The sequence below is a fragment of the Amycolatopsis jejuensis genome, from assembly GCF_000717335.1.
Taxonomy (GTDB): domain Bacteria; phylum Actinomycetota; class Actinomycetes; order Mycobacteriales; family Pseudonocardiaceae; genus Amycolatopsis; species Amycolatopsis jejuensis.
Map to the genome: position 1 here is coordinate 1 of NZ_JNYZ01000005.1, position 24,501 is coordinate 24,501.

At 68.8% G+C, this 24,501-nt stretch carries 17 protein-coding genes and 1 pseudogene; 7 read left to right on the forward strand and 11 right to left on the reverse strand.

Annotation, left to right across the window (positions count from 1 at the left end):
• Positions 1 to 94 precede the first annotated feature (94 nt).
• Positions 95 to 1,186 (reverse strand): glycosyltransferase, encoded by a 1,092-nt coding sequence (locus OO71_RS06610; RefSeq protein WP_033288776.1) that lies wholly within the window; start codon positions 1,184 to 1,186, stop codon positions 95 to 97.
• A 318-nt stretch (positions 1,187 to 1,504) separates the two neighbouring features.
• Complete coding sequence (locus tag OO71_RS06615) at positions 1,505 to 4,462, reverse strand: AfsR/SARP family transcriptional regulator (RefSeq protein ID WP_033288777.1); 2,958 nt, start codon at positions 4,460 to 4,462, stop codon at positions 1,505 to 1,507.
• A gap of 197 nt (positions 4,463 to 4,659) precedes the next feature.
• Here OO71_RS06615 and OO71_RS06620 point away from each other — a divergent pair, with 197 nt between their 5' ends.
• The gene (locus OO71_RS06620) at positions 4,660 to 5,880 is read left to right on the forward strand and encodes a hypothetical protein (RefSeq protein ID WP_033289083.1); all 1,221 of its coding nucleotides are present in this window, start codon (positions 4,660 to 4,662) and stop codon (positions 5,878 to 5,880) included.
• A 224-nt stretch (positions 5,881 to 6,104) separates the two neighbouring features.
• Here OO71_RS06620 and OO71_RS06625 read toward each other — a convergent pair whose 3' ends face one another.
• The gene (locus OO71_RS06625) at positions 6,105 to 8,078 is read right to left on the reverse strand and encodes an AAA family ATPase (RefSeq protein ID WP_033288778.1); all 1,974 of its coding nucleotides are present in this window, start codon (positions 8,076 to 8,078) and stop codon (positions 6,105 to 6,107) included.
• A 113-nt stretch (positions 8,079 to 8,191) separates the two neighbouring features.
• Positions 8,192 to 8,575, reverse strand: a complete 384-nt coding sequence (locus OO71_RS06630; RefSeq protein ID WP_033288779.1) for a helix-turn-helix domain-containing protein — start codon at positions 8,573 to 8,575, stop codon at positions 8,192 to 8,194.
• A 339-nt stretch (positions 8,576 to 8,914) separates the two neighbouring features.
• On the opposite strand from OO71_RS06630, the gene OO71_RS52005 reads away from it, so the two are divergent.
• Positions 8,915 to 9,457 (forward strand): hypothetical protein, encoded by a 543-nt coding sequence (locus OO71_RS52005; RefSeq protein ID WP_245633587.1) that lies wholly within the window; start codon positions 8,915 to 8,917, stop codon positions 9,455 to 9,457.
• A 6-nt stretch (positions 9,458 to 9,463) separates the two neighbouring features.
• Here OO71_RS52005 and OO71_RS06640 read toward each other — a convergent pair whose 3' ends face one another.
• From OO71_RS06640 to OO71_RS06655, 4 genes and pseudogenes are all read right to left on the reverse strand, one after another.
• Entirely contained in the window at positions 9,464 to 10,549 is a 1,086-nt protein-coding gene (locus OO71_RS06640; RefSeq protein WP_033289085.1) for a TFIIB-type zinc ribbon-containing protein, read from the reverse strand.
• 8 nt (positions 10,550 to 10,557) lie between these two features.
• Entirely contained in the window at positions 10,558 to 11,697 is a 1,140-nt protein-coding gene (locus tag OO71_RS06645) for an SPFH domain-containing protein (protein WP_033288780.1), read from the reverse strand.
• A gap of 43 nt (positions 11,698 to 11,740) precedes the next feature.
• Positions 11,741 to 12,886, reverse strand: a pseudogene (locus tag OO71_RS46195) (serine hydrolase domain-containing protein).
• The gene (locus OO71_RS06655; protein WP_033288781.1) at positions 12,883 to 14,514 is read right to left on the reverse strand and encodes an ABC-F family ATP-binding cassette domain-containing protein; all 1,632 of its coding nucleotides are present in this window, start codon (positions 14,512 to 14,514) and stop codon (positions 12,883 to 12,885) included. Before OO71_RS06655 ends, OO71_RS46195 begins: the two are co-directional and overlap by 4 nt.
• A 545-nt stretch (positions 14,515 to 15,059) precedes the next feature.
• On the opposite strand from OO71_RS06655, the gene OO71_RS06660 reads away from it, so the two are divergent.
• From OO71_RS06660 to OO71_RS06680, 5 genes are all read left to right on the forward strand, one after another.
• The gene (locus OO71_RS06660) at positions 15,060 to 16,706 is read left to right on the forward strand and encodes a sigma-54-dependent Fis family transcriptional regulator (protein ID WP_051791334.1); all 1,647 of its coding nucleotides are present in this window, start codon (positions 15,060 to 15,062) and stop codon (positions 16,704 to 16,706) included.
• A gap of 63 nt (positions 16,707 to 16,769) precedes the next feature.
• Positions 16,770 to 18,269 (forward strand): aldehyde dehydrogenase family protein, encoded by a 1,500-nt coding sequence (locus OO71_RS06665; protein WP_033288782.1) that lies wholly within the window; start codon positions 16,770 to 16,772, stop codon positions 18,267 to 18,269.
• Positions 18,270 to 18,297: 28 nt separating this feature from the next.
• Positions 18,298 to 19,419: an NDMA-dependent alcohol dehydrogenase gene (locus OO71_RS06670; protein ID WP_033288783.1), complete on the forward strand. Its 1,122-nt coding sequence runs from the start codon at positions 18,298 to 18,300 to the stop codon at positions 19,417 to 19,419.
• Positions 19,416 to 20,354 (forward strand): AAA family ATPase, encoded by a 939-nt coding sequence (locus OO71_RS06675; protein WP_033288784.1) that lies wholly within the window; start codon positions 19,416 to 19,418, stop codon positions 20,352 to 20,354. The genes OO71_RS06670 and OO71_RS06675 overlap by 4 nt, the downstream gene beginning before the upstream one ends.
• 200 nt (positions 20,355 to 20,554) lie before the next feature.
• Positions 20,555 to 21,292, forward strand: coding sequence for a vWA domain-containing protein (locus tag OO71_RS06680; RefSeq protein WP_245633588.1), 738 nt, complete (start codon positions 20,555 to 20,557; stop codon positions 21,290 to 21,292).
• Positions 21,293 to 21,529: 237 nt separating this feature from the next.
• Here the strand turns inward: OO71_RS06680 and mftR are convergent, their stop codons facing one another.
• From mftR to OO71_RS06695, 3 genes are all read right to left on the reverse strand, one after another.
• The gene (gene mftR / locus OO71_RS06685) at positions 21,530 to 22,186 is read right to left on the reverse strand and encodes a mycofactocin system transcriptional regulator (RefSeq protein WP_084144754.1); all 657 of its coding nucleotides are present in this window, start codon (positions 22,184 to 22,186) and stop codon (positions 21,530 to 21,532) included.
• 117 nt (positions 22,187 to 22,303) lie between these two features.
• A complete protein-coding gene (locus tag OO71_RS06690) occupies positions 22,304 to 23,533 on the reverse strand; it encodes a GDSL-type esterase/lipase family protein (RefSeq protein WP_033288786.1) in 1,230 nt (409 codons plus the stop codon).
• A gap of 265 nt (positions 23,534 to 23,798) precedes the next feature.
• A complete protein-coding gene (locus tag OO71_RS06695) occupies positions 23,799 to 24,419 on the reverse strand; it encodes a cupin domain-containing protein (protein ID WP_033288787.1) in 621 nt (206 codons plus the stop codon).
• Positions 24,420 to 24,501 lie beyond the last annotated feature (82 nt).

Consider the following 24,501-nt stretch of genomic DNA (forward strand, 5'->3'; position numbering starts at 1 on the left):
CCCACGGCCTGCGCTGGGCCACACCAACCTCCCGCCACATGATCAACAACAGGAGACATCAAACCACAAACCAAGATCATTCTGTTAGGACCTCTTAGTACGTCCGCCCTTTCCACCCGGTGCGGCGGCGCGCGGAATCGAGCGTCATGAGTGAGTACAGGGCCGCAGTGAGCGGCAGGAGCAGACCGGCGATCGGTGGCTGCCGGTAGTACCGTGCGACCGGCGCGAAGGTGATCGCCATGAGTAGCCACGCCATTGCGGCTGTCCATGATGGACCGAAGACCGCAAGCACTGGTGGGGCAAGAAAAACCACGGCCATGCCGACCACGGTTCCGGCCAGCAACAGCTTCGAGTGCCGAAGTTGCGTGTACGCGCTGCGGGTCACCATGTGCCACAGGTCGGCGAGGCGGGGGTACGGCCGTACACTGTGGACATTCTCCGCGTAACCCAGCCAGATCCGCCCGCCTGCGTTGGAAACCGAACGGGCAAGGGCGACGTCGTCGATGAGCGCGCCGCGGATTGCGGCGATTCCTCCGGCGCGCTCAAGGGTTTCACGGCGGACGAGCACACAACCTCCGGCCGCGGCGGCGGTGTGCCAGCTTGGGGAATTGACCCGGCGGAATGGGTAAAGCATCGCGAAGAAGTAGACGAACGCGGGGACGATCAGCTTTTCCCAGAAGGTTTCCGTGCGGAGGATGGCCATCTGGGACACGAGGTCACGCCCGCTGTACGTTGCGGCGACCAGGGTTTCGAGCGAATCGGGGCTGTGCGCGATGTCGGCGTCGGTGAGGAGGAGGAAGTCGACGTTGCCTGCTTCGGCGACGCCATGGGCGACGGCCCACAGTTTGCCGGTCCAGCCGTCCGGTGGGTCGCCGGGGCTGGTCACGGTGAGGTCGAGTCCGTTGAGGACAGTGAGGGAGCGCGCGATTTCCGCGGTACCGTCCCGGCTGCCGTCGTCGACGAGGATGACGCGGGCCGCGCCGGGGTAGCTCTGGCCGAGCAGGGTGGGGAGCGTTGACGGCAGGAGCGCGGCTTCATCACGTGCGGGCACGACGATGGCGACCGACGGCCACCGCTCCGGCCGGACGAGCGGGGGCAGCCGTTGGTCGGTACGCCAGAACCAGCTGTGCCCCAAAGCAAGGCCGGCCCAGATGGCCACCGTGATCCAGCCGAGAACCCCGATCATGCACGGAGTGTAGTCAGAACGCGACCCATCTCGGGGGTGGTCAGCAACGCCACCAGGCCGTGATGGCACCCATCGCCAGTGCGAAGGCTGGCGCGAATTCGGCGGCGGACAACACGAAGGACAGCAACGATAACTCCTGGCTGCACGGCGGGGAGGGTGGATGTTGGGCAAGCGTAGCAACGTGGATCTCACAACGTGACCGGGGTCGTCCGGCAGCCGAAATCGGATTGCGCAGAGTGGCTGTCTGCGGGCGGTAACCGCTCGGCGGAGGGATCCTTTCGCAACAATGGGTGGTTCAACCAGTGGTGATTTCTACGTTCACCCGTTCGTGATAGCTCGGGGTGCCGGCATGGCCACGGTGCTTTCCCCGCTCTCCCCGTCGCGTGCCGGAGGGATCACCTGCGGATCGCGGATCGCGGACAGTCGCGCTTCGATGCGGTCGGCCTTGGCGTGCCGTCCGCGCCCGCGGTAGAAGCCGGCGGCGCGAGTCCACGCATCGACGGCGTCGGCGAGGTTGCCACGCACGTAGAGGATCTCCGCGAAGGCTTCCAACGCCCGAGCCCGGCCGGTCGCGTTGTGTGCCCGGGCGGCGAGCTCGACTGCTTCCTGTGACAGCCGCAGCGCGGCCCGGTCGTTCCGTTCGGCCATGGCGAGCCGCGCCTGCACGGTACGCAGCCGCATGCCGGCCGTCAGGTCGCCGTCGAGCTGCTCCGCGGCTAGCCGGCAATGCCGGTGGGCGGCGGTGAACTCCTCTTCAGCCAGGTGAAGCTCGGCCAGCGCGATGTGGGTGGCGACCTGGCCTGAGCTGTCCCCGATCAGCACACGCAGGTGCAGTGCCCGGTGGTAGTGCGGCAAGGCATGCTCGTACTGGTCGAGGTCGGCGAGTGTTTCGCTCAGGTACTGTTCTGCTTTTGCTTCACGAACCCGGTCCCCGATGCGCTGCGCGTGAGTGATGCAGCGCCGGTAGCGGGAGATCGCTTCCCCGTAGTGCCCGGTTTGCCGGTGCAGGCGGGCGAAGTTGATGTCGACGGTCAGCACCCCCATGGCGAAACCTTCGGTCGTGACGAGCTCGAGTGCCCGGGCGAGCGCATGCGCGGCCGCTTCGTCGTTGCCGAGGACAAGATGCAGCTCGCCGAGATCATTGAGGGTGGAGGCTTCGGCGAGGGCGTCGTGGTTCGCGCGCGCGGCCCGCGCTGCCGTGCTCAGCCCGGCGCTCATCTCGTCGTAGAAGCCGTACCGGTCGAGCGTGTCGAGCGTGAGGTGGGGAAGCGAGCAGGCGTACTCGAAGAGCCCGCTGGACTCCGCGAGGGCCGAAATCGCCGCGAGATTCGTGCGTTCCCGGAGGAACCATCGGGTTGCTGCGGCCGGAGTGTCGAACCGCGTCGGGCGGATGCCCGGCTCCGCTTCGGGCAAGGGCGGACGGCTGCGGTGTGGATGTGCCATCCGGTGTGCGCCCGCTGCGGTGTGGCTGTAGTGGGACAGCAAACGGCGCAATGGCACCAGATCACGGTCTTGATCGCCCAGTGTTTGCGCGTACCGGTGGAAGATCGACAGGATCCGGTAGCGGTCGGTGTCGCCGGGTTGATCGACGAGATGGAGCGCGACCAGGGTCTCCAGCGCACCGCGAGTCTCAGTGGCCGGGAGACCGGAGGCGGACAGTAGCGTGTCGATGTGGATCTCCGCGCCGGGATGGTGGCCGAACAGCCGGAAAACCCCTTGGCTCGGTGGCTCCAGTGTCTGGTACGACGACGAGAAGGTGGTGCGCAGGCTCTGGTCGTCCCCGTTGTCTCCTACGCTCAGCAGCATTTCCGGATCCCGCAGCTGGTCGAGCATCGTGGCGAGGCTCAGGCCCGGCCTGTCCGCGGCCCGTTCGGCGACCAGGGTGAGGGCGAGTGGGAGCCCGTCGCAGAGATGCGCGATCCGGCGTGCCGCATCGGGTTCCTTCTGGCCACGCCCGCGCATGCGCCGGACGAGCAGTTCCAGCGAGTCGCGGTCGTCGAGGCGGGTGAGGCTGAGGCCGGCGAGCTCGTGCCGCCGGATGAGGGCACCGAGCCTGCGCCTCGAAGTGACGACCACAGCGGAGTCCGCCAGAACATTCAGCAGCCGGTCCACGTGATCGGAGTTCGCGGCGTCGTCGAGGACGACGAGGACGGAACGTTCCGCCAGCCGCTGCCGGAGTACCCCGGCCCGAGCCGCGCCGTTGACCACGTGGTCGACGGGGTAATCGAATGCCTGCAGGATCCGGTCGACCACATCGGCTGGTTCGAGCCGGGGCGCGGGCCCGAAGCCGTGCAGGTCGAGGTAGATCGCCCCACCGGGGAACCGGTGCGCGTTGCGATGTGCCCAGTGGATCGCGAGGCTCGTCTTCCCGATGCCCGGCGGGCCGCTCAGCACCACCGCCGGTGCGCCGGGCCGGAGCAGATGATCGAGCGTCGCGAGGGCATCGGCACGGCCGATGAAACCGCCGAGGTCGCGGGGCAGCACCCGGATCGGCCGCGTGACCGGCGGGGCGATCTCCCGCGGGCGTTCGTGGCTGCTCCGGATCTCGTCGTGGAAGGCGCGCAGGGCCGCCGCGGCGGTGTCGTCGGCTGCCTCGCGGAACCGGCGGTAGGACTCGAGGTAGTAGGTCTGCGCCCGGTCGAAGTGGCGGAGTGCGTAGTAGGTCTGCGTCCGGAGCTTGACGAAAACCAGGTTCCCGGCATGCTCGCCGGGCAGGTCGTGCAGCCGGCGAGCGGCGTCTTCGGGCCTGCCGAGCTCCAGCAATTGGCGCACGGCCACTTCATGGGCCGGAAGGTATTCGGTGAGCATCGTCTGCCGCCGCCAATTCCTGGCCGGTTCGGTGTGCATGCCGGCCAGTGGTTCATCGCGCCACAAGGAAATCGCTTGCTGTGCTGATTCATATGCTTTTTCATGCTCACCGGATTCGGCCGCACGGTGCGCCTCGCGCATTCTGGCACGAAACGCGCTGAGGTCCACGAAATTCGGATCGAGGTCGAGAAGGTAGCCGTCTCCGGCACTGCGGATCGGAGCAGGCTGGTCCGCCCCGGCCAGCGCGCTGCGCAGCCGGTTGACCGCTTTGTAGAGTGCTTCCTTGGGGTTGGCGGGTACCTCGTCGTGCCATGACCAGTCGATGAGGGTGCGCAGGGAAATGCGCTTGCCCGGCCGGGTCAGCAAGATTGCCAGAATATTCCGCGCTTGGGGTGGCGCCCACTGCTCATTCATCTTCCCGTGCATCCGCACCGCAGTCTGCCCGAGAATTCCGTACGCGATCTCCACCTCGACGTCCCTCCCTCGCCGACTTTCCAGTTTTGCATCGAATCGGTGAATGGGCGACCTCGTCCGGATAACGATCGGCCCGGGAAATGAACTGTCCGGTTTCGGTCAGCTTCGGGTCCGGCGCCGGGGAGGGGATGGACAGGTCCGCGCGGCAGTCTCGGGTCTGTCGGGAATTGCTTGCGATGGAGGGGATTCGGATGGTGCACGAGGTGTGGGTTCGCGGCCCGAACGGCATGGACGCCGCTTCGCGGGTGACCAGGCCGGGTTGCCGCGCGGTGCTGATCGTCGTTCCGACGATGACTGCCGGGACCCGTCTGCTGGAGCTCGTATCCCTGCTCGAACCGGACCTTCGGGTGCAGGTCGTGTTCACCGTGCCGCACGGCAACGACCGGTGGTATGGCGTAGCGGAGTACGTGCGTGCGCAGCACGGCCTGGTGCTGCCATGGGAACAGGCAGCCAGGCACAGGTTCGACCTTGTGCTGGCCGCCAGCCACCGCCAGCTGGACCAAGTCCGCGGGCCGGTACTACTGGTCGGGCACGGGGTCGGGCAGGTGGGGCAGCGGAGGTTCAGCCGGAAGGCGTGCGGGGCGACCGTCGAGACGACCGGCCTTGACCGGGAACTGCTCACTTACCGCGGGCGGGTGCTCCCGTCGGTGCTGGGGCTGGGGACCGAGGCGGAGCTCGACCTGCTGCGCGAGCGGTGTCCGGAAGCGGTGCCCACCGCTGTCGTCGCCGGTGATCTCTGCTTGGACGGGATGCGCGCGGCGGCCGGTCTGCGCGAGCGGTACCGCAGCGCTCTGGGGGTCGGTTCGCGCCAACTCGTAGTGCTCAGCTCGACCTGGTTCACGGATTCGGCCTTCGGCAGTGCCCCGCAGCTTTACGCGGCGGTCGTCGACGCGCTGCCGCGGGATCGCTATGCGGTGGCCGCCGTGCTGCATCCGAACGTCTGGGCCGTCCATGGCCGGCGCCAGGTCGCAGCCTGGCTCGGCGGGTGCCGGGATGCGGGCCTGCTGGTGATCCCGCCTGAGCGGGGCTGGCAAGCGACGATGATCGCGGCGGACTGGGTGATCGGGGACCACGGCTCGACCACCGGCTACGCGGCGGCGCTCGGCCGGCCGGTGACGCTCGCGGCGGAGCCGGACGGGCGGCCGAAAGCCGGGAGCGTCGCGGACGTAGTACAGGCCCACGTGAAACGGCTTGACCCGGACCGTTCGTTCGAACACCAGGCAGCAGCCGCGGCGGCGGTCGCACCTCGCCTGGCGGCAGCCGTCCTGCCGGTGGTGAGCACGAGAGTGGACCAGTCTGCCGGGATCCTGCGCGCGGCGATGTACCGGTTGCTGGAACTGTCGGAACCGCAGACTGCGGCGCGGCCGCCTCTCCCGGCCGTCCCGCGCCCGTTGCCCGGGTGGGACGGATGACCCGCGGAGTCGTGGTCGCCCGGCTTTCGATGACCGGTCGCGGTGCGGTGCCGCTGCTCGTCGTCGACCTCGACGCAGCCGGGTCGCAGTGGCCGGCGCACGCCGACGTCGTGGTCGCCGGGTACGGATCCCGGGAGGTGGCGATCCGCGCGGCTCGGGAGGTGATGAGTGCGTGGCCGGGAGCGGTTGCCGCCGTCGTGCGGTGGCCGGGTGGAACGGTGTGCTCACTGCGTCGGCTCGCCGGAATCACGGCGGAGCAGGCGGGCTTCCTCGCGATGGCGCTGGGCGCGCTCCTCGTTGCCATGGCAGTCTTCGAGGCCGGCGAGCGCGAGGAGAACCTCGGCCTGGAAATGAGGTGACTCGAGCTGCTTCACGCTTTCGAGCGCACTCTGCAGTTCGGTACGCGCCCGGTCGTAGTCGCCCTGCCGGTCGTGTACTCCGGCGAGTGAGATCACTGCGCGGGCGTGCTGACTGGCGTCCTGTACGGCGGCCATGATCGCGGCTGCTTCGGCCAGTTCGCTCAGTGCTTCGTCGTCGCGTCCCAGCCTGATCAGTAGTTCACCGCGACGGCGTCGTGCCAGGCCGACTCCGCGCGGAAGCCCGATTTCCGCGTACTTCTTCGCGCTGCGCTCGTACAGCGCGAGCGCGCCCTCCAGTTCGCCCCGGCCCCGGGCGTCCCTGGCCAGCCGCGACAGCGCGTCGGCCTGCGTCGGACCGTGCTGTTCCCGATCGCCGATTTCGAGAGCAGCGGCGTGATGCGCGGTCGCTTCCTCATCACGGCGCAGCTTGGTGCAGGCAAAACCGAGCTGGCTGTGCAGCCGTGCTTGCACCAACGGTTTCCGGCACCGCCGAGCAGCATCGAGGCCGGCCGTGGTCATCCCGAGGAAGTTTTCGTAGTCCCGGTGGTGCAAGAAGAAGCCCCAGGATACTTCGGCGAACTGCCACAGTTCCTCGTCCCAGCGGTGGTGCTCCGCCGCGACGGCGACAGCGTGGATGATGGGGAGATTTTGCCGCCACCAGTGCAGCGCGGTGTAGCGGTCGGGGAAAATGGCTGAAGGGGCGACGGTTTCGGCGGCGAATGCCGGCCGGAACGGATGAATGAGGGCGCTCGCGGCGACAGCCTGGTCGCGGTACCAGCGCGTGTATCGCCGGAGAAGATGGGCACGGTCCTCTTCGGCGACTTCCCGTTCGCCGCGTGTTCTGGCGTCATGGCGGACGACGTCGTGCTGCGTCACGGTGTCGTCGTCCAGCTCGACGAGGAGATTGGCCTCGATCAGTTCGTCGACGGCGTCGTCCAAGTGCGCCGGCGAACTGGGTAGCGTTTCGGCAAGCGCGCCGAGGGCGTGGTGCGGCCCGGGCAGCAACCCGCAGGTCCGGTAGAGCCGCGCGGCCGCGTCGCCGAGGGTGCCGTATGCGTCGTCGAAAATCGTTGCGAGAGAATCGAGTTCTCCGGTCGGCCGGTACCGCCCCCGGCGGGCTTCCCGGCGGAGGCTGCGGGCTGGACGGGTGCGCAGTCTCGCTCCGGTGATGGCGAGCGCAAGCGGGAGACCGGCGCAGGCATCGAGGAGTTCGTCAGTCGCGTTTTCGCCGATCCGGCCCGGCCCCGCCCGGTGGGCGATCACCTCACGGGCAGACGTGTCCGGAAGCGGGTCGAGCGGAAGGATTTCAGCGCCGTCCAGCGCCAGGCTGGTCAACTGCAAGCGGCTGGTGACGAGCACGAGGGCCGTGGCGCTGGCCGGCAAGACGGCACGGGCGTCCGCACCGTGCGCGACGTCGTCGAGGAGGACAGCGAACGTACGCTCGGCGGTCATCGCCCGGAATCTCGCGGCACGCTGGGCGAAGGAGGCGGGAATGTCGTCCGCGGGAACGCCCAGTGCGGTCAGGAAGCCGTGGAGCACGCTGCTCGCGGATTCGGCTGCCTCGTCTCGTTCGACGGAGAATTTGGTGCACAGGATGCCGTCGGGAAACTCGGTGCGGTGCGCGTGGAGCCAGTGCAGGGCGAGGGCAGTCTTGCCGATTCCGCCGACCCCGGTGAGCACGACGACCGACGGCACCGGATCGGATCGGTGCCAGATCTCGTCGAGCCGCGACAGTTCGGTGCCGCGGCCGATCAAGGCGGGTGGCATGGGCGGGAGCTGCACCGGCGCCGGCGTGCATCCGGATCTGCCGTGCGGTGCCCACTGCCGTTTGTCGCTCATTGCGCCTCCCCGACATCCCTGTCTACCGTTTCGGGGCGGCGAGCGGAACTTGTCAGTGGCCAATCTCCTCTTCGGGGTGCCCGGGAGGCCTGCAGTGGACCGGACCACTGCGGTCAGTGGTCCTGACTGCCGTTCGGACTCCGCCTTTCGCCGGCATTGTGTCCGCCATGTGGGCGTATCGCGACGTTTTCCCGGAGCAGCAGCCGGCGGATCGTGCCATAGGACGCCTGATGCCGATCCGCCAGGCTGCGCAGCGTCGCACCGGACCGGTACTCCGCGGCGATGCGCTTCACGTCGAGTTCGCGCCGGACTCCCGGCCGGACTTCGGGCTGGTCGGCACCCTGCTTGCGGAGCAGCCGCCCGGTCCAGCCCAGGGAGAGCCCGTGTTCGCGGGCAATCTCGGTGATCGAAGCTCCGGCCTGCCAGGATTCGAGCATCCGGCGGTTGCGGTCTGCGCGTTCCGTCCGATCCGGGTGCGGTGTGCCCGGCGTGTCCATGAGATCGCCCCCGCGGCTGGCGCTGATCGTGGTCGGCCTTCCATTGTGGGCCCGGCGGGAGCGCGGGTCGACCCGGCAAAGGTGTGAGTGCACGTGCGCACAATGGGTGTTGCCAACTGATGACGCCACCCTGGTGAGGTGTCCGCTCCGGATGGCGTACGCCATGGGTTTCGTACTCGGAAGCCTTGCTGTTGCAAGGTTGCCGTTCCTGGGCAGCTGGTGCCTGATCGGGCACGCACCGGCGGGATGTCCGCGCAGGGTTGGGCTCGCGCAGTTGCCCCTCGTGAACCTGCGGTCAAGGCTCGGGCGGACTGGTACCGAATCTCCGGAGGAATTCCCGTGACTGGCAGGCTTACTGGTTCGAATGCGGTGCGCTCCCTGCTGGGGGCCGCAGTGCTGGTCGGGATGGCCGCGTGCAGTACCGACGGGACCGCGTTGCCGGTGCGCGCGGCTGCCGCGCAGCCCCATGCCGGGCCGGGGGCCGACACGCCAGGGGCAGCGGTCGAGGCATGGGTCACGAATATTCTCACCGAGCGCTACAAGGAAGCGTGCCTGGCCAGTGCGCCGGTGTCGGCACCGGGGAAGGATCCCGAAACCGAGTGCGCCGATCCGTCCCGGATCTCGGCGGCCAAATCGCTGCGGGAGGCCTGGGCGAAGCCGGGTGTGAAGCTGCCGCCGGAGAGCAAGGTGGAGGTGACCGGCGTGCCCGCGGACGGGGACAAGGTCGCGGTGCCCGACACGGCGATCAAGCTCGACGGCCGGACCCTGCACAGCCTCGAACTGATCGGCGCCACCGGGAACACCGACGGGTTCAGCCTCAAGATCACCGCGCAGAAGCACGACGGCAAGTGGTACATCGGCGACATGGACATCAACTTCTGAGGCGCGTCAACGCCCCTTGGCCGCGACGAGGTAGACGATCGCCGCGATCACGAGCACGGCCAGTACCACCGCGATGGTGATCTTGACCTTGCTCCACGGGCGCTCGCCGTGGATCTCACCGGTGCGGCCGTTGACCAGGATCTGCCAGTTCCGGCCGCCGTACACGTAACTCGCGACCCACACCGGCAGCAGCATCAGCTTGAACGTCACGTTCTGGTGCTGCGTGTCCACCGACGTCAGCTGCTGCGTGTCGCCGCCGATGTCGGCCCGGCAGTCGTCGGCGATCACCGGCGCCATGCGGTTTTTCGCCTCCTCGAACCCGGATTCCGCCTCGATGTCGTACCGCAGCGCGAAATGCCCGGCGAGGAACTGCGGCTGGTACGGCGCCGCCTCGGCCAGCGGCCACGGCGCGAGTTTGTCCAGCTCCGGCAAGGGTAATCGGGTGCTCCCGGGTACGAGGACGTCGTCGAAAGCCCGCTCGACCCGGCCGCGCGCCGGGTACCACCTGGTGTGGCGGACCTGGCGGGTCTTGCGTTCGCCGTTGACGTAGTACGTTTCGGTGACGTAGTAGTACTCACCGCGCGCGCCGGTGTACACCGACCTGGTCTGCGAATCGTAGGTCCAGTGCGGAAGGTAGGTGCTTTTCGTGGACTCCGCCGTGGTGACCTTCTTGAGCGCGGTGGGCGCGAACCACCGCGACGACGTCCACTTTTTCAGGTTCGTGCTCACCGCGCCGCGGTCGACGGCGAACGGCAGCACGCCCTCGGGCACCAGCTGCCCGGACGCCGTCGCGTCGATCACCAGCGGCGCGCCGCAGAACTGGCACCGGCTGGCGGTCTCGTTCGTTTCGGTGCGGGCCGCGCAGCGCCGGCACGCGAAGACGTACTTGCCGATGCTGCCGACCGGTTTGCGCGCCAGATTCACCAGCTCGGCGAACGGGATCTCGCGGATCTGCCGGTCGCCGGTGGTGATTTCCTGCCGGAATCCGCAGTACGGGCACTGCATGACGGTGGATCCGGGCGCGAACTCCAGCCGGGCGCCGCAGCCGCCGCACGGATAGGTCGCGGCGGCTACGCCGGCGGGATCGGTCACGGGCTCGCTCACGCTTGCGGCAGGGGCGGCGGGGTCGCGCCGAACAACGCCGCGACCTCCGGCACCTGCGCGGCCGGGGTCCACTGGGCCATCCCGGCCTTCCAGACGAGGGTGTCCGGGGTGAGGATGCCTGCGGAGACCTGCTGGCCGACCTGGGCGCGATCGAACGGGCCGAGCTGCTGACCGTTAGAGCCGAGGAACCATTGCTCGACCGGGGGAAGCGGCGGCGGTCCCTGCGGCGGGGCGGGTTGCTGATACTGCTGCGGCGCAGGTTGTTGCTGATACTGCTGCGGTGCAGGCTGCCCCGGCTGGGCCGCGCGCTGTCCCAGCGCCATCCCCAGCCCGATCCCGACCCCTTCACCCGCGCCGCCCTGGTTGTTCGCCGCCGCCTCGATGGCGTTGGCGGACTGGAACTTCGTGTACTGGTCGAGGTCGCCGACCACGCCCATCTGCGTGCGCTTGTCCATCGCCGCCTCGACTTCGGGCGGCACCGAGATGTTCTCGATGACGAACTTCGAGATCTCGATGCCGACCGAGCGCAGCTCGAGGTTCAGCGCGTTGGCCACCTTTTCGCCGATCCGGTCCTGGTGGACGACCAGGTCGAGCATCGGCACCTCGGCGGCCGCGATCGCCGGGCCGAGCTTGCCGATGATCATCTGCCGGAGGTAGTCCGACACTTCCTCGGTGCGGAACTGCGGATCGGTGCCCGCGAGTTCCCGCAGCAGCGCGACCGGCTCGACCACGCGTACCGCGTACCCGCCGAACGCGCGCAGCCGGACCATGCCGAACTCCGGGTCGCGCAGGATGACCGGGTTTTGCGTGCCCCACTTGAGGTCCGTGAACTGGCGGGTGTTGACGAAGTACACCTCGGCCTTGAACGGCGAGTCGAAGCCGTACTTCCAGCCCTTCAGCGTGGACAGCACCGGCATGTTCTGCGTCTGCAGCGTGTACATCCCGGGCGGGTAGGCATCGGCGACCTGGCCCTCGTTCACGAATACCGCGGCCTGCGACTCCCGGACGGTGAGCTTGGCGCCCATCTTGATCTCGTTCTCGTAGCGCGGAAAACGCCACACGATCGTGTCACGGCTGTCGTCGGTCCAGTCGATGATGTCGATGAACTCGCCGCGGATCTTGTCGAAAATGCCCACGCCCGGCCCCCCTGTGAGTGCTTTCGTGCGCAACACTACCTGCTCACTCCGGGGCGGCCGCCCGCCGCCAGAAGGCTTCCAGCAGCTCGGTGCTGCCCGGCCCGTCGACGCCGCGCTGCACCAGCAGGATCGCGACCGAGCCAGTAGCCGGAACCAGATACGCGCTGGTCCCGGTGCCGCCGACCCAGCCGTAGCGGCCGGGTACCCGCCACGGCTCGCCGGGTGCGACGTCCACGCTGCCGCCGAAACCCCAGCCCTGGCCGTCGAGGAAAACGGGGTTGGCCGCGCGTTGCTCGCCGGTGATCTGGTTCGTGAGCATCTGCCGCACCGATTCGCCTGCCAGCAAGCGTTTCCCGGCCGCCAGCCCGCCGGACAGGAGCATCCGGGCGAAGCGGTACCAGTCGTCGGCCGTGCCGGCCAGCCCGCCGCTGCCGGCCGGGAACGGCGGCACCTCCCGCCACTGGCCGTCCGGTCCGTCGGCCAGTTCCAGGCCGCCCTCGGCGGACCGGTAATAGGTGGCGAACCGGTGCCGTTTCGCGGCGGGCACCTCGAATGCGGTGTCGGTCATGCCGAGCGGCTCGAACAGCCGCTCGGCGAGGAAATCCGGAAACGACCGGCCGGACGCCCGTGCGACCAGGATGCCCTGCAGGTCGGCACACGTGTCATACAGCCACGCCTCGCCCGGCTGGTGCAGCAACGGGATGCGGGCGAGCCGCGCGAGCCATTCGCCGGGTTCCGGGCGCAGCCGCACCTCGCGGCCGTCGGTCTGCACCGTGAACAGCGCCTGGACCTGCGGGAGCGAGAAATCCGACGGAAAGCCTTACCCGGCCCGGAAGGTGAGCAGATCGCGAACGGTGATCGGACGGCGCGCGGGCACGACGTCGTCGATCGGGCTCTGCGGGGTCCGCACCACCACCGGGTCGGCGAGCTCGGGCAGCCACGGCGCGATGGGGTCGTCGAGGCCGAACCGCCCGTCCTCGACCAGCATCAGCACCGCGGCGGCGGTGATGGGCTTGGTGATCGAGGCGAAGCGGAAGATCGTGTCACGTGCCATCGGGGTGCCGTCCTCGAAACCGAGCGTCCCGGCAGTGGTGACCCGGACGTCGTCGCCGCGCGCCACCAGCGCAACGGCACCGGGCACGTACCCGCTCTCGACGTGCCTGTTCAGCACCTCTTGCTCCGTGGTCATGTTTCGAGCACGCTACCCGTCCCGCCGGTTTCCCACAGCCGTCCGTCCGCCAAAGTCAGCCACCTGTCCACCCCGATTTCCGCGAGAAACCGCGAATCGTGACTGACGACCACAAATGCCCCGCGATACGCATTCAGCGCACTTTCCAGCTGCCCGGCACTGATGAGATCGAGATTGTTCGTGGGCTCGTCGAGCAACAGCAACTGCGGCGCCGGTTCGGCGAACAGCACGCACGCCAGCGTGGCCCGCAGCCGTTCGCCCCCGGACAGCACCCCGACCGGCAGATGTGCCCGCGGACCCCGGAACAGGAACCGGGCCAGCAGGTTCATCCGATCCGCCGGCACCATCTCCGGCGCGGCAACGGCGAGGTTTTCCGCCACCGTACGGTCCGGGTCCAGCAAATCGAGCCGCTGCGACAAATACGCAATGCGCCCGTCCGCGCGGCTGATTTCCCCGGAATCCGGCGTAAGTTTTCCATGCATCAACCGCAGCACCGTCGATTTGCCCACCCCGTTCGGCCCGGTGAGCGCAATCCGCTCCGGACCGCGAATCGACAGGTCCACGCCGTCGCCGAACAACTCCCGCACCCGCAATTGCTTGCCGTCGAACAGAGTCCGCCCGGCCGGGACTGCCGTCTTCGGCAGTTCGAGATTGATCTTCCGGTCGTCGCGCAGGGCCCGTTCGGCTTGGTCGAGCTTGGCTTTCGCCGCGCTGACCCGAGCGGCGTGCGTGCCGTCGGCCTTTCCGGCGGATTCCTGGGCGTTGCGTTTCATCGTGCCCGCGAAGATTTTCGGCAACCCCGCGCTGGACAAATTGCGTTGCGCGTTGCTCGCCCGTCGCGCCGCGCGTTCCCGTGCTTGCTGCATCTCGCGTTTTTCCCGTTTGACCTCGGCCTCCGCGGTGCGGATGTGCTTCTCCGCGACCTCGCGCTCGGCCTGCACCGCCTGTTCGTACTCGGTGAAATTGCCGCCGTGGAAACGGATTTCCCCGGCGTCGAGCTCGGCAATGCGGTCCATCCGGTCGAGCAGGGCCCGGTCGTGGCTCACCACGAGCAGGCAGCCGGACCAGTCGTCGAGCACGGAGTAGAGCTTCCGGCGCGCCGGGTCGTCGAGGTTGTTGGTGGGTTCGTCGAGCAGCAGGATGTCGGGCATGCGCAGCAGCTGCGCGGCCAGCCCGAGGGACACGACCTGGCCGCCGCTGAGGGTGCCGAGCAGCCGGTCGAGCGCGATGTCGCCGAGCCCGAGCCGGTCGAGCTGGGCGCTGGTGCGGTCCTCGATGTCCCAGTCGGTGCCGATGGTGGTGAAATGCTCCTCGGCCGCGTCGCCGCCCTCGACGGCTTCGATCGCGGCCAGGATCGCGTCGATGCCGAGCACCTCGGCGACCGTGCGGTCAGCAGTGAGCGGCAGGTCCTGCGGGAGGTACCCGAGGACCCCGTCGGCGGTCACGCTGCCCGCCGACGGGGTGAGCTGCCTGGCGATGAGCTTCAGCAGCGTGGATTTCCCCGCGCCGTTGGGCGCGACGAGCCCGGTGCGCCCACCGGGGAAAGTGGCGGACAGCTCGGTGAAAACGGGGGTGTCGTCGGGCCAGGAAAAAGAAATCCCGGACAGGACGACGCGAACGTCGGACATGGCGGAAGCCTCACGGTGGATCGGCAGGACGACGTCCTGCTACGGACGGTTTCGACGACTTTTTTCCGGCGGCTTCCCACACCCGGACAGGCCGGGGCGACGGGAGCTACGCGGGGCCGGTCGCGCGTTCGAGTGCGCGCAACGGCCCGGGCTCACCCGGAGATGTCGTCTTCACCTGCCACGGCCGTGCTTCCTTGTGCTCGGGGTTGCGTCCGCTCGCCACGATACCAGCACCCGGTGACAGTGCCGCTGGAGTCCACAATGGACAGTGCGGTGGCTGGCCGTTCCGGCAGAGGCGCGGCGTATCCCAAGCGCCGACCCGTCCGGGCAAGGGATCTTGATCCGGCCAGCGGGAGCCGGGCCCGGCTCCCGTCACGCGCCGCGAAGATCGTCGCCGCGCCCGGACACTCCCGGCCCAACCCGTCGTCCACTCAGGACAGTGCAGGTCACTCGGGGTGCACGTCTGGAACTTGCCGGTCCGCGAAGGTACTGTCGAACGAATCACAACGAACCGCTACGCCGACGTCCGGTGGTCGGGAGGAGCAGTGTCGCTCGGAGGGATACCGGCGCAGGGTGGCACCACCCTGCGGCCGCCGATCGCGGATTCGTGGCGGCGGTCCCGGCTGTTCGGCGTCGAGCCCGGGCTCGGCCCGGGGGCCATTTCGATCGGCGCGGTCGACCGGACCAGCAGGCTGATGACCGCGGCCCGGCCGGTGCTCGAACAGCTGGCCGAGCAGCTTGCGGGTACCCGGTTCAGCATCCTGCTCGTGGACCGCGACTGCCGCCTCGTGTTCCGCTGGTTCGGCGACCGCGGGCTGCAGCGCCAGCTGGAGGAGATCGGCGTCCTCGAAGGCTCGCAGCTCAGCGAGGGCCGCGTCGGCACGAACGCGCTCGGCACGCCGCACGAGTCACGCCAAGCCGTCGAAATCCATGGTCAAGAGCACTATGCCGAGGCGTTGAAGCGATTCAGCTGCTACGGCCATCCGATCCGGCATCCGCTCACCGGGCGGATCGAGGGCGTCCTCGACATCACCGGCGAGAGCAGCAGCGGCAACCCGCTCTTCGGGCCGCTGGTGAAGCGGGTCGTCGGCGATATCGAGCAGCTCGTGCTGGAGAGCGCCCGCGCGTGCGAGCGGCGGCTGTTCCTCGCGTTCCAGCAGGCCACGCACCATCGCAGCGTGCCGGTCGCGGTGCTCGGCGGCGACCTCGTGTTCGCCAACGAAACCTGCATCGAACAGCTCCGGCCCGCCGATCCGACCCTGCTGCGCACCCTGTTGCCGCAGGTTCCGGAACGCGGAGTGTTCGACACCCGCCTCGATGTGGGTGACGGGGTCAGCCTTTCGGTCGTAGCCGAACGCGTGGAGGGATCCACGGACGGTGCGGTTTTCCGCATTGCAAAGGCCGGACCGAGCAGTCGTAAACATGTCCCTGCGGCGGCAAAACCCGCTCGGTCGATCCTCGTCGCGGGTGAGCCGGGCACCGGCCGTACCACCGAAGCCCGCAGGCTCGCCGGAGTCGACGACCCGGTGGTCCTGCATGCTGCCGCCGCGCTGCGCGAGGAACCCCGCGCGTGGGCGGCCCGGTTCGCCGACCTCATCGCCCGCCCGCGCACCACCGTGGTCCTCGACGACGTCCACCTGCTCCCGGAAAGCCTCCTGCCGCTGGTCGGCGAGGCCTTGGACAACGACTCCCCGGCGCGGCTGCTGCTCACGTCCGTCCCGGCGAACGCCATGCCACCGGCAGTCGCCGCCGTCGCGATCAGATGCGCGGAAACGGTCACGCTCGCCCCGCTGCGCGAGCGGCTCGACGACCTTCCCGAGCTGGCCGCCGCCATGTTGCGCGACGAATATCCGGACCGGAAACCGCATTTCACCGGTACCGCGCTGGCCGCGCTGCGCACGCATCCGTGGCCGGGCAACCTGCACGAGCTCCGCGCGGTGCTGCGCGAAGTGTCCCGCCTTCCGTACACGGGGGTGATCGACCTGGCCCAGCTGCCGCCCGCCTACCGCGGCAGTTCGAGAACCCGCCGGCTCGGCGGGCGCGAACTCGCCGAACGCAATGCGATCGTCACGGCGTTGCGCGCCAGCGAAGGCAACAAGCTGCGCGCGGCCCGTGAGCTCGGGATCAGCCGTACCACGCTCTACCGCCGCATGCAGGCGCTGGGCGTCACCGACGACTGTCCACTTCTGTAACACTTCGGGCCCGGTCCGCCGGGCCACGATGACCTCCGTCACAACGTAGTGAGGAGGCGCCAGGTGACCGCAACGGTGGAATTCCCCCTGCACACCGAGGTCCGCGAATTCGTGAGCGGCCCGCTCGAGCTCTTGATCGGCGGGCGGTGGGTCCCGGCTGCGTCGGGCCGCACGTTCCCGACCTACGACCCGGCCACCGGGGAGAAGATCGCCGAGGTCGCGCACGGCGAGGCCGAGGACGTCAATCGCGCGGTCGCCGCCGCGCGCAAGGCGTTCGACGAGGGCCCGTGGCCCCGGATGAAGCCGAACGAGCGCGAACGGCTGATCTGGCGCATCGGTGACCTGCTGTCCGAGCGCGCGGAGATCTTCGGGCAGCTGGAAGCGCTCGACAACGGCAAGTCGGCGGGGATCGCGACGGTCGTGGACACCGGGTGGGCCGCGGACGTATTCCGGTACTACGCGGGCTGGGCGACGAAGATCGAAGGCAGCACGGTGAACGTGTCGATGCCGTTCGCGCCGGATGCGCAGTTCCACGCCTACACGCTGCGCGAGCCGGTCGGGGTGTGCGGGCAGATCATCCCGTGGAACTTCCCGCTGCTGATGGCCTCGTGGAAGATCGCCCCGGCGCTGGCCGCGGGCAACACCGTGGTGCTCAAGCCCGCCGAGCAGACGCCGCTCACCGCGCTGCTGCTGGGTCGCCTGTTCGAGGAAGCCGGATTCCCGCCCGGCGTGGTCAACATCGTCACCGGGTTCGGCGACGCCGGGGCCGCGCTGGCCGCGCACGACGACGTGGACAAGATCGCGTTCACCGGGTCCACCGAGGTGGGCAAGAAGATCGTGCAGGCCGCGGGCGGCAACCTCAAGAAGGTCTCGCTGGAGCTGGGCGGCAAGAGCCCGAACGTCGTGTTCGCCGACGCCGATTTCGACCTCGCGGTACCGGGTTCGGTGAACGCGTGGATGTTCAACCACGGCCAGTGCTGTGTCGCGGGCACGCGGTTGTACGTCGAGGACACGATTTTCGAGGAGTTCACCCAGGCCGTCGCGCAGGCGGCGAGCCAGGTGAAGATCGGTCCCGGTCTCGACCCGGAAACCCAGCTGGGACCGATGGTTTCGCAGGAGCAGTTCGACCGCGTTTCGCGCTACCTCGGCGAGGGCCTCGCCGACGGCGCCCGCGCGCTCACCGGCGGAAAGCGCTGGGGCGACACGGGATACTTCATCGAGCCCACCGTTTTCGTCGACGTCCAGCCGGAGTTCAGCATCGTCCGCGAGGAGATCTTCGGCCCGGTCGTGGCGGCCATGCCGTTCAACGCCGAACAGGGCGTTGCCGCCGCGGCCAACAGCAGCGAGTACGGACTCGCCGCCGGCGTGTGGACAAAGGACGTCTCGAAGGCGCACCGTACTGCACGTGAGCTCAAAGCGGGCTCGGTGTGGGTGAACCAGTACAACGGCTTCGACACGGCGATGCCGTTCGGCGGGTACAAGCAGTCCGGCTGGGGCCGGGAGCTCGGCGCCGCCGCGCTGGACCTCTACACGCAAACCAAATCCGTGAACGTCGCGTTGTGATCCGCCCGTCCGAACAAAGGAGTTCCCGATGAAGACGAAGGCCGCAGTCGTCTACGAGGTGGGCAAGCCGATCGAGGTGGTGGAACTCGACCTCGAAGGCCCCGGCGAGGGCGAGGTGCTGATCCGCTACACGCACGCCGGGCTGTGCCACTCCGACGTGCACATCGCGCACGGCGACCTGGAGGCGCGGCTGCCGATGGTGCTCGGCCACGAGGGCGCGGGCATCATCGAGGAGGTCGGGGTCGGCGTCACCCGCGTCAAGCCGGGTGACCACGTCGTGTGCTCGTTCATCCCGAACTGCGGTGTGTGCCGCTGGTGCGCCACCGGCCAGCAGGCGATCTGCGACATGGGTGCCACGATCCTCGAGGGGTACCTGCCGGGTGAGCGGTTCCCGTTCAGCGGTCCCGGGCCGGTGAAGCAGTACGGCGCGATGTGCATGCTCGGCACGTTCAGCCAGTACTCGACCATCCACCAGAACTCGGTGGTGAAGGTCGACGACGACCTGCCGCTCGACAAGGCGGTGCTGGTCGGCTGCGGTGTCCCGACCGGATGGGGTTCGGCGGTCAACGCGGCGGACGTGAAACCGGGCGAGACCGTGATCGTGTCCGGCGTCGGCGGCATCGGCATCAACGCGGTGCAGGGTGCGCGCTATGCCGGGGCGAAGAACGTGATCGCGCTGGACCCGCTGGAGAACAAGCGGGAGAAGGCGATGGAGCTCGGCGCGACGCACGCGGTCGCGACGCCGGAGGAAGCGGCCGAGCTGGCGCAGTCGTTCACCAACGGCAACGGCGCGGACAAGACCATCGTCACCGCGGGCATCGTCACCGAGGAGATCGTGACCGGCGCGTTCAACGCCACCGGCAAGGGCGGCACGATCGTGCTGACCGGGCTGAACAAGCTGTCGGTCAACAACATTCACCTGCCCGGGTCGATCCTCACGCTCTTCAAGAAGACGGTGAAGGGCAGCCTGTTCGGCGACTGCAACCCGACCACGGACATCCCGAAGATCCTCGGGCTGTACCAGAGCGGGGACCTCAAGCTGGACGAGATCATCACCCGCACCTACACCCTGGACGAGGTCAACCAGGGGTACGACGATCTGCTGGAGGGCCGGAACGTGCGAGGCGTGCTGGTCCACGACGCACCGTGACGGCTTTGCATGCGGCGGACCGGGGGCCGGTACCCGGCTCCTGGTCCACCGCCCATTTCCCGTCCGCGGACGTGGTCGGCCGCCGCCGCGAGATCGAGCTGCTGCTCGCCGGTCTCGACTGCGGCGCGCACGTGGTGCTCGAAGGACCACCGGGCACCGGCAAGACCACGCTGCTGCGGGCGGTCGCGGAGGCGGGCGGTTCGCCGTTCGTGTTCGTGGAGGGCAATGCGGAGCTGACCCCCGCGCGGCTGGTCGGGCAGTTCGACCCGTCGCAGGTGCTCGCCGAGGGTTATGTCCCGGCGACCTTCGTGGACGGGCCGCTGATCGAGGCGCTGCGCACGGGCGGCCTGCTGTACGTCGAGGAGGTCAACCGGATCCCGGAGGAGACGCTCAACGTCCTGATCACCGTGATGTCCGAGGCCGAACTGCACGTGCCGCGGCTCGGCCGGGTACGCGCGGCGGACGGGTTCCGGCTGGTGGCCGCGATGAACCCGTTCGACGCGGTGGGCACGGCCCGGATTTCCTCGGCGATTTACGACCGGGTGTGCCGGATCGTGATGGGGTACCAGGACCACGAGGAGGAGAGCGACATCGTCGCGCGCCGGTGCCCGCCGGTGCCGCCGGAGTGGCGCGACCGCGTGGTGGACCTGGTACGCCGCACGCGTGAACATGCCGACGTCCGGGTGGGTTCGTCGGTCCGCGGGGCGATCGACGTCGTACGGCTGTCGGTCTCGCTGGCCCGGATTCGCGGCGGGCTCGCCACGGAATGGCGCATCGGGCACGATGCCGCACTGGCCGCGTTGTCCGGCCGGATCGGAATGCACGAATCCAGCGGGCGGACCGCGGAATCGGTGATCGATGAGCTGTACACGGCCGTGTTCGGAGAGGAATCAGCTTCGGACGATGCGGCAGGTGACCCGCCGGGGGAAGCCTGAGCCCGCCACCGGCGGGCCCTCAACAGCAGCAACGCCGTCCGCGCCCGGGATCGGCGCGCAGTAGCACCACGCCGCGCTCGGAGCTGTCCCGCAACGGCCGGTTCGCGGAAATCTCCCCCGAGGTCGGCGTACTGGACGAGGAGGCATTCAGCGCCGTATTCCGCGACGACGCAGACGAAGCGATGGCGCTACTGGTCGAAATGAGCAAGGCGACCGACGAATCCCTGCGCGCCGCCGCACGAGGCCTGGCCCGCCGCCTGATGATCGACGTCGCCCGCCGCGGCGTCCTTCGCGGACGAGGCGTCGGAAAACTACGCCGAGACCGAGCCGACCGCGGCGGCGAACTGGACCTGGACCGGTCGCTGCCTGCGTTGGTAGACGCAGCGGCAATCGGCGGCGTACCACCGGTAGACGAGCTGGTGGCCCGACGATGGGCCCGGCCGGAATTGGCGCTGTGCCTGGTAATCGACACGAGCGGCTCAATGACCGGCGCCCGCTTGGCCGCCGCCGCCCTCACCGCAGCGGCGTGCGCATGGCGGGCCCCAGCGGAACACGCAGTGGTGTCCTTCGCCCGGACAGCGGACGTAATCCGGCCAATCCGGTCGTCGCGCTCGAAGGCGTCGGTGGTGGATGCGGTGCTTTCACTGCGCGGCCACGGCGTGACAGCGTTGTCCACAGCATTGCGAAAGGCGAACGAACAATTGGCGTCATCGCAAGCAGCACGCAAGACGGTAATCCTGCTGTCAGACTGCCGCGCAACCGACGACCAGGACCCCGTACCGGCCGCACGAGCCTGCGAGGAACTGCTGATCCTGGCCCCAGCAGAGGATTGCGAGGAAGCAGAACGCTTCGCAACGACCACCGGCGCCCGATGGCACCCCCTGAGCGGCGCCGCCGCCGCCCCCGCAGCCTTAGCCGCACTTCTCGACCACTCCTAGACCACTCCTAGACCGTCCGTGAAGGGAACCTTCACGGAATCTGATTCCCTCATGGTTCCCTTCACAGACCTACATTCCGTGAAGGTTCCCTTCACGGACTTCCATCCACCACCACCCACCCAACCGCCGCCCGCGCACCCATCGGACCCAGGCACCCAGACCCGGCCCTGCTCCCCGATCCGCAGCCCCTCAGACCGTAGTGACACTCGGGCTTCGGGGTACCCCCGCAACAGTTCTCTATGACCGACCAGGCGCATCAGGCTCCCCAACAAGCACCTCATCGGAAAACCCAGCCCCCAACGCCCGCAACCCGGCATCCAAATACAACGTAAGATCGGCATCCGCCCGAGCAGACCACCGCTCATAAGCCGCCCGGCAAGTCGCCAGCACCGCCCGCCCCACCGCCAGCGGGTACAGCGAATCCTCCGGCTGCCCGGTCCGCCGCGCAACGAAACCGATCACCGCCCGCTCCCACGCGTCATAATGCCGGGTAGCGCTAGCCGCCAATTCCGCAACCGTGCTCAGCAAATTCATCCGCATCCGCAGCTCCGGCACGTCCTCAGCGCGGTAATGATTGGCCGCCAGGACCGCCCGCCGAACCGCTTCCAGCACCGGCAGATCGTCCGGCATGTCCGCGAGCAGCTCGCGGATGGTGTCCACCTCGGAGTCGAACTCGTTCCACAGCACATCCGACTTGGCCTCGTAGTACCGGAAGAACGTGCGCTTGCTGACGCCCGCCGCGCCGGCGATCTGGTCCACCGTCGTCTCGTGGAAGCCCTGTTCGGTGAACAGCCGCAGCGCGATCACCTCCAGCTGCCGCGCGCTGGTGCCCCGCGGCCGCCCGCGCCGGGGCCGTCCTGCGTCGGCCTGCTCGTCAGCCAGGTCAGCGGACATGCCGTTCCCTCCGGTGCGGTGCTTCTGTCACCGCGTGACACTACTCGGTCACCGCGTTCCGTGAAGGGAACCATCACGGAATCTAATTACGTGATGGTTCCCTTCACGGACTTCGGGTCACCGCGTCGAGGACAGCAGCTGCGGCAGCGAGAGGTACCCGGCGATCGCCTGCTGGCCGGTGCTGTTCGCGTGCACCCCGTCGCCCGAGTCGTACCGCGGCTGGAGGCCGTTGGGCCGCAACGGGTCCTTGAGCACCTGGTCGAAGTCCGTGACCCCGGTGCAGGTGCCCGCGCACGACTCCCACTGCTTCACGAACGTGCCGACGGCGTAGCGGTCGAGGTTGTTCTGGTCGCTGTAGCCCGGACGCGGCGTGATCGGCGTGACGAACACCTTCACCCCGGCTTGCCGCAGCCGCGCGAACACCGTTCGGTAGCTGGTCAGGATCTGGTCGGCGGAGCATCCGTAGGCCAGGTCGTTCGTCCCGTAGTAGTAGACGACGCCGGTGACGCCGTGCAGGCCGAGCACGTCACGGTCGAGCCGCGAGGCCGCGTCGAGGCCCTTGACCCCCGAGGGCATCCCGGGGCAGTCCGGCGCGCTGGTGGTGCCGCCGATCCCGGCGTTGGCCACGGTCATCCGCTGCCCGGCCGGGAGCTCCGCGGTGATGCGGCGGGCGAGGTCGTCGGTCCAGCGGACGTTCGCCCCGTACGTGCTGCCGTTCCCGTCGACGACCGAGCTGCCGAACGCCGCGATCGTGCCGCGGAGTGCCGTGTTGTGCACGTCGACTGCGCTGACCAGGTAGGTTTCGGACACCTTCTGGGCGTACGCGTTACCGTCCGTGTCTCCAGTGTGGTTGCCGGCGCCGGTCGCGGTGAGGTAGTGGTCGCGCAGGCCGGTGTTGTGCTGTCCGGGCACCGCCTTGCCTGCCACGTACATGCTCACCCCGACGTCTTGACCGGCTTCCGTGCGGAGGTCGGCTGCATCGCTCCAGACCTCGCCACCGGGCTGGACGGTGACCGACCGCTTCCCGGCGAAGGTGACCGGGCGCGGCGCGGTGACCGCGGAGCCGCCGCTGCTCTGTCCGACGGTGGTTGCATCAACGGTGAGCGGGCTGGTGCCGAAGGTGTTCTGGATCCGCACGCGGACGGCGTCCCCGCCCTGGCTCAGGTGCGTGACGACGCGGACCGACTGGTGGTCCAGCGTCCGTCCGGCCTGGCTTTGCTGCGATTGCGCCCACGAGGTGAACCACCCGCTCCGCGCGAGCTGGCTACCGGGCGCGGCGCCGGTGAGCGCGGCGCCGAAGAACGCGACCAGGGACAGGACGAGGGCCGATCTGCGGAATGTGCGCACAGGTACTCCTCGGGCGGATGGCACGACGGGGACGCGCCGGGCCGTGGCGGCGTCCCGGAGTGGTTTTCGGTGCGGCTACGACGATTCTCGTTCTGCTCCACAGTGGACAGTGCGGGTACTGGCAGGTCCGGCTCGCAGCGACATCGAAGCCTCCAGCTCGGGTCCACTGAGCAGATGGTTCAGACCCTGCTAGGCGCCCCGGCGACCTGTCAAGAACATCGCCGGACCTTGTCCGATTCACGTCGCCCGGTCAGGCTTGCGCTGATCAGCCCAGCGGTTCGTGCAGGAAGAGGATCAGGCACCCGGTCCGGCTGAAGGTCTGGTGCTCGATCGGAGACGGGTAGTCCACGAAGTCCCCACGGCCGCGGCGGGCGGTGGTGCGCGTGCCGTCCGGGAACACCAGCTCGTCGTCGGCCTCGCCGTCGAGGAACAGGAACCGGTGCGCGGTCGGATGCGGATGCCGGGCGGCGAACGACCCCGGTTCGAACCACGCCAGGCCGACCACGCGTTCGTCGAAAGTCTCGTCGAAGGCCACGTCGAGCAGCAGCCGGAACCATTGTCCCGGACCGGATTGCTGCCAGCCGGCGGGGCCGAAGACGTCGTCGGCCGGGGCGCCGAGGCGGTCGCCGCGGATGCTCAAGGCAAGGCAACCGTCCGAACTGGACAGTGCGCCGTCCGGAGCGAAGTACGCGCCGGTGCGGTGCTTGTCCACAGTGCCTTCCAAGAGCAGGAACCGGTCACCGTCCGGTGTGGACAGTCGGGCGCCGGGTTTCATTCGTACCAACGAGAACGAGTCACCGGGTGACTCCAGGAGCTCTTTGGTCCAGACACCTGGTCCGGTCTCGGTCCAGCCGATGGGGCCGAAGGTCGCGGGGTGGCTCGGCATGATTCCCTTTCGTCTCGTCCGGGTCCACAGTGGAGAAGAGCGTGGGTGGATGGCAAGCGGAATACCGGAACTCTGCCCGAAG

What these genes read in the sequence shown, in the direction of transcription:
- OO71_RS06695 (WP_033288787.1), bottom strand. Translation starts at nt 24,419, where the DNA reads ATGCCGAGCCACCCCGCGACCTTCGGCCCCATCGGCTGGACCGAGACC.
- OO71_RS06670 (WP_033288783.1), top strand. Translation starts at nt 18,298, where the DNA reads ATGAAGACGAAGGCCGCAGTCGTCTACGAGGTGGGCAAGCCGATCGAG.
- OO71_RS06680 (WP_245633588.1), top strand. Translation starts at nt 20,555, where the DNA reads ATGAGCAAGGCGACCGACGAATCCCTGCGCGCCGCCGCACGAGGCCTG.
- OO71_RS06630 (WP_033288779.1), bottom strand. Translation starts at nt 8,575, where the DNA reads ATGGACACGCCGGGCACACCGCACCCGGATCGGACGGAACGCGCAGAC.
- mftR (WP_084144754.1), bottom strand. Translation starts at nt 22,186, where the DNA reads ATGTCCGCTGACCTGGCTGACGAGCAGGCCGACGCAGGACGGCCCCGG.
- OO71_RS06620 (WP_033289083.1), top strand. Translation starts at nt 4,660, where the DNA reads ATGGTGCACGAGGTGTGGGTTCGCGGCCCGAACGGCATGGACGCCGCT.
- OO71_RS06610 (WP_033288776.1), bottom strand. Translation starts at nt 1,186, where the DNA reads ATGATCGGGGTTCTCGGCTGGATCACGGTGGCCATCTGGGCCGGCCTT.
- OO71_RS06655 (WP_033288781.1), bottom strand. Translation starts at nt 14,514, where the DNA reads ATGTCCGACGTTCGCGTCGTCCTGTCCGGGATTTCTTTTTCCTGGCCC.
- OO71_RS06625 (WP_033288778.1), bottom strand. Translation starts at nt 8,078, where the DNA reads ATGAGCGACAAACGGCAGTGGGCACCGCACGGCAGATCCGGATGCACG.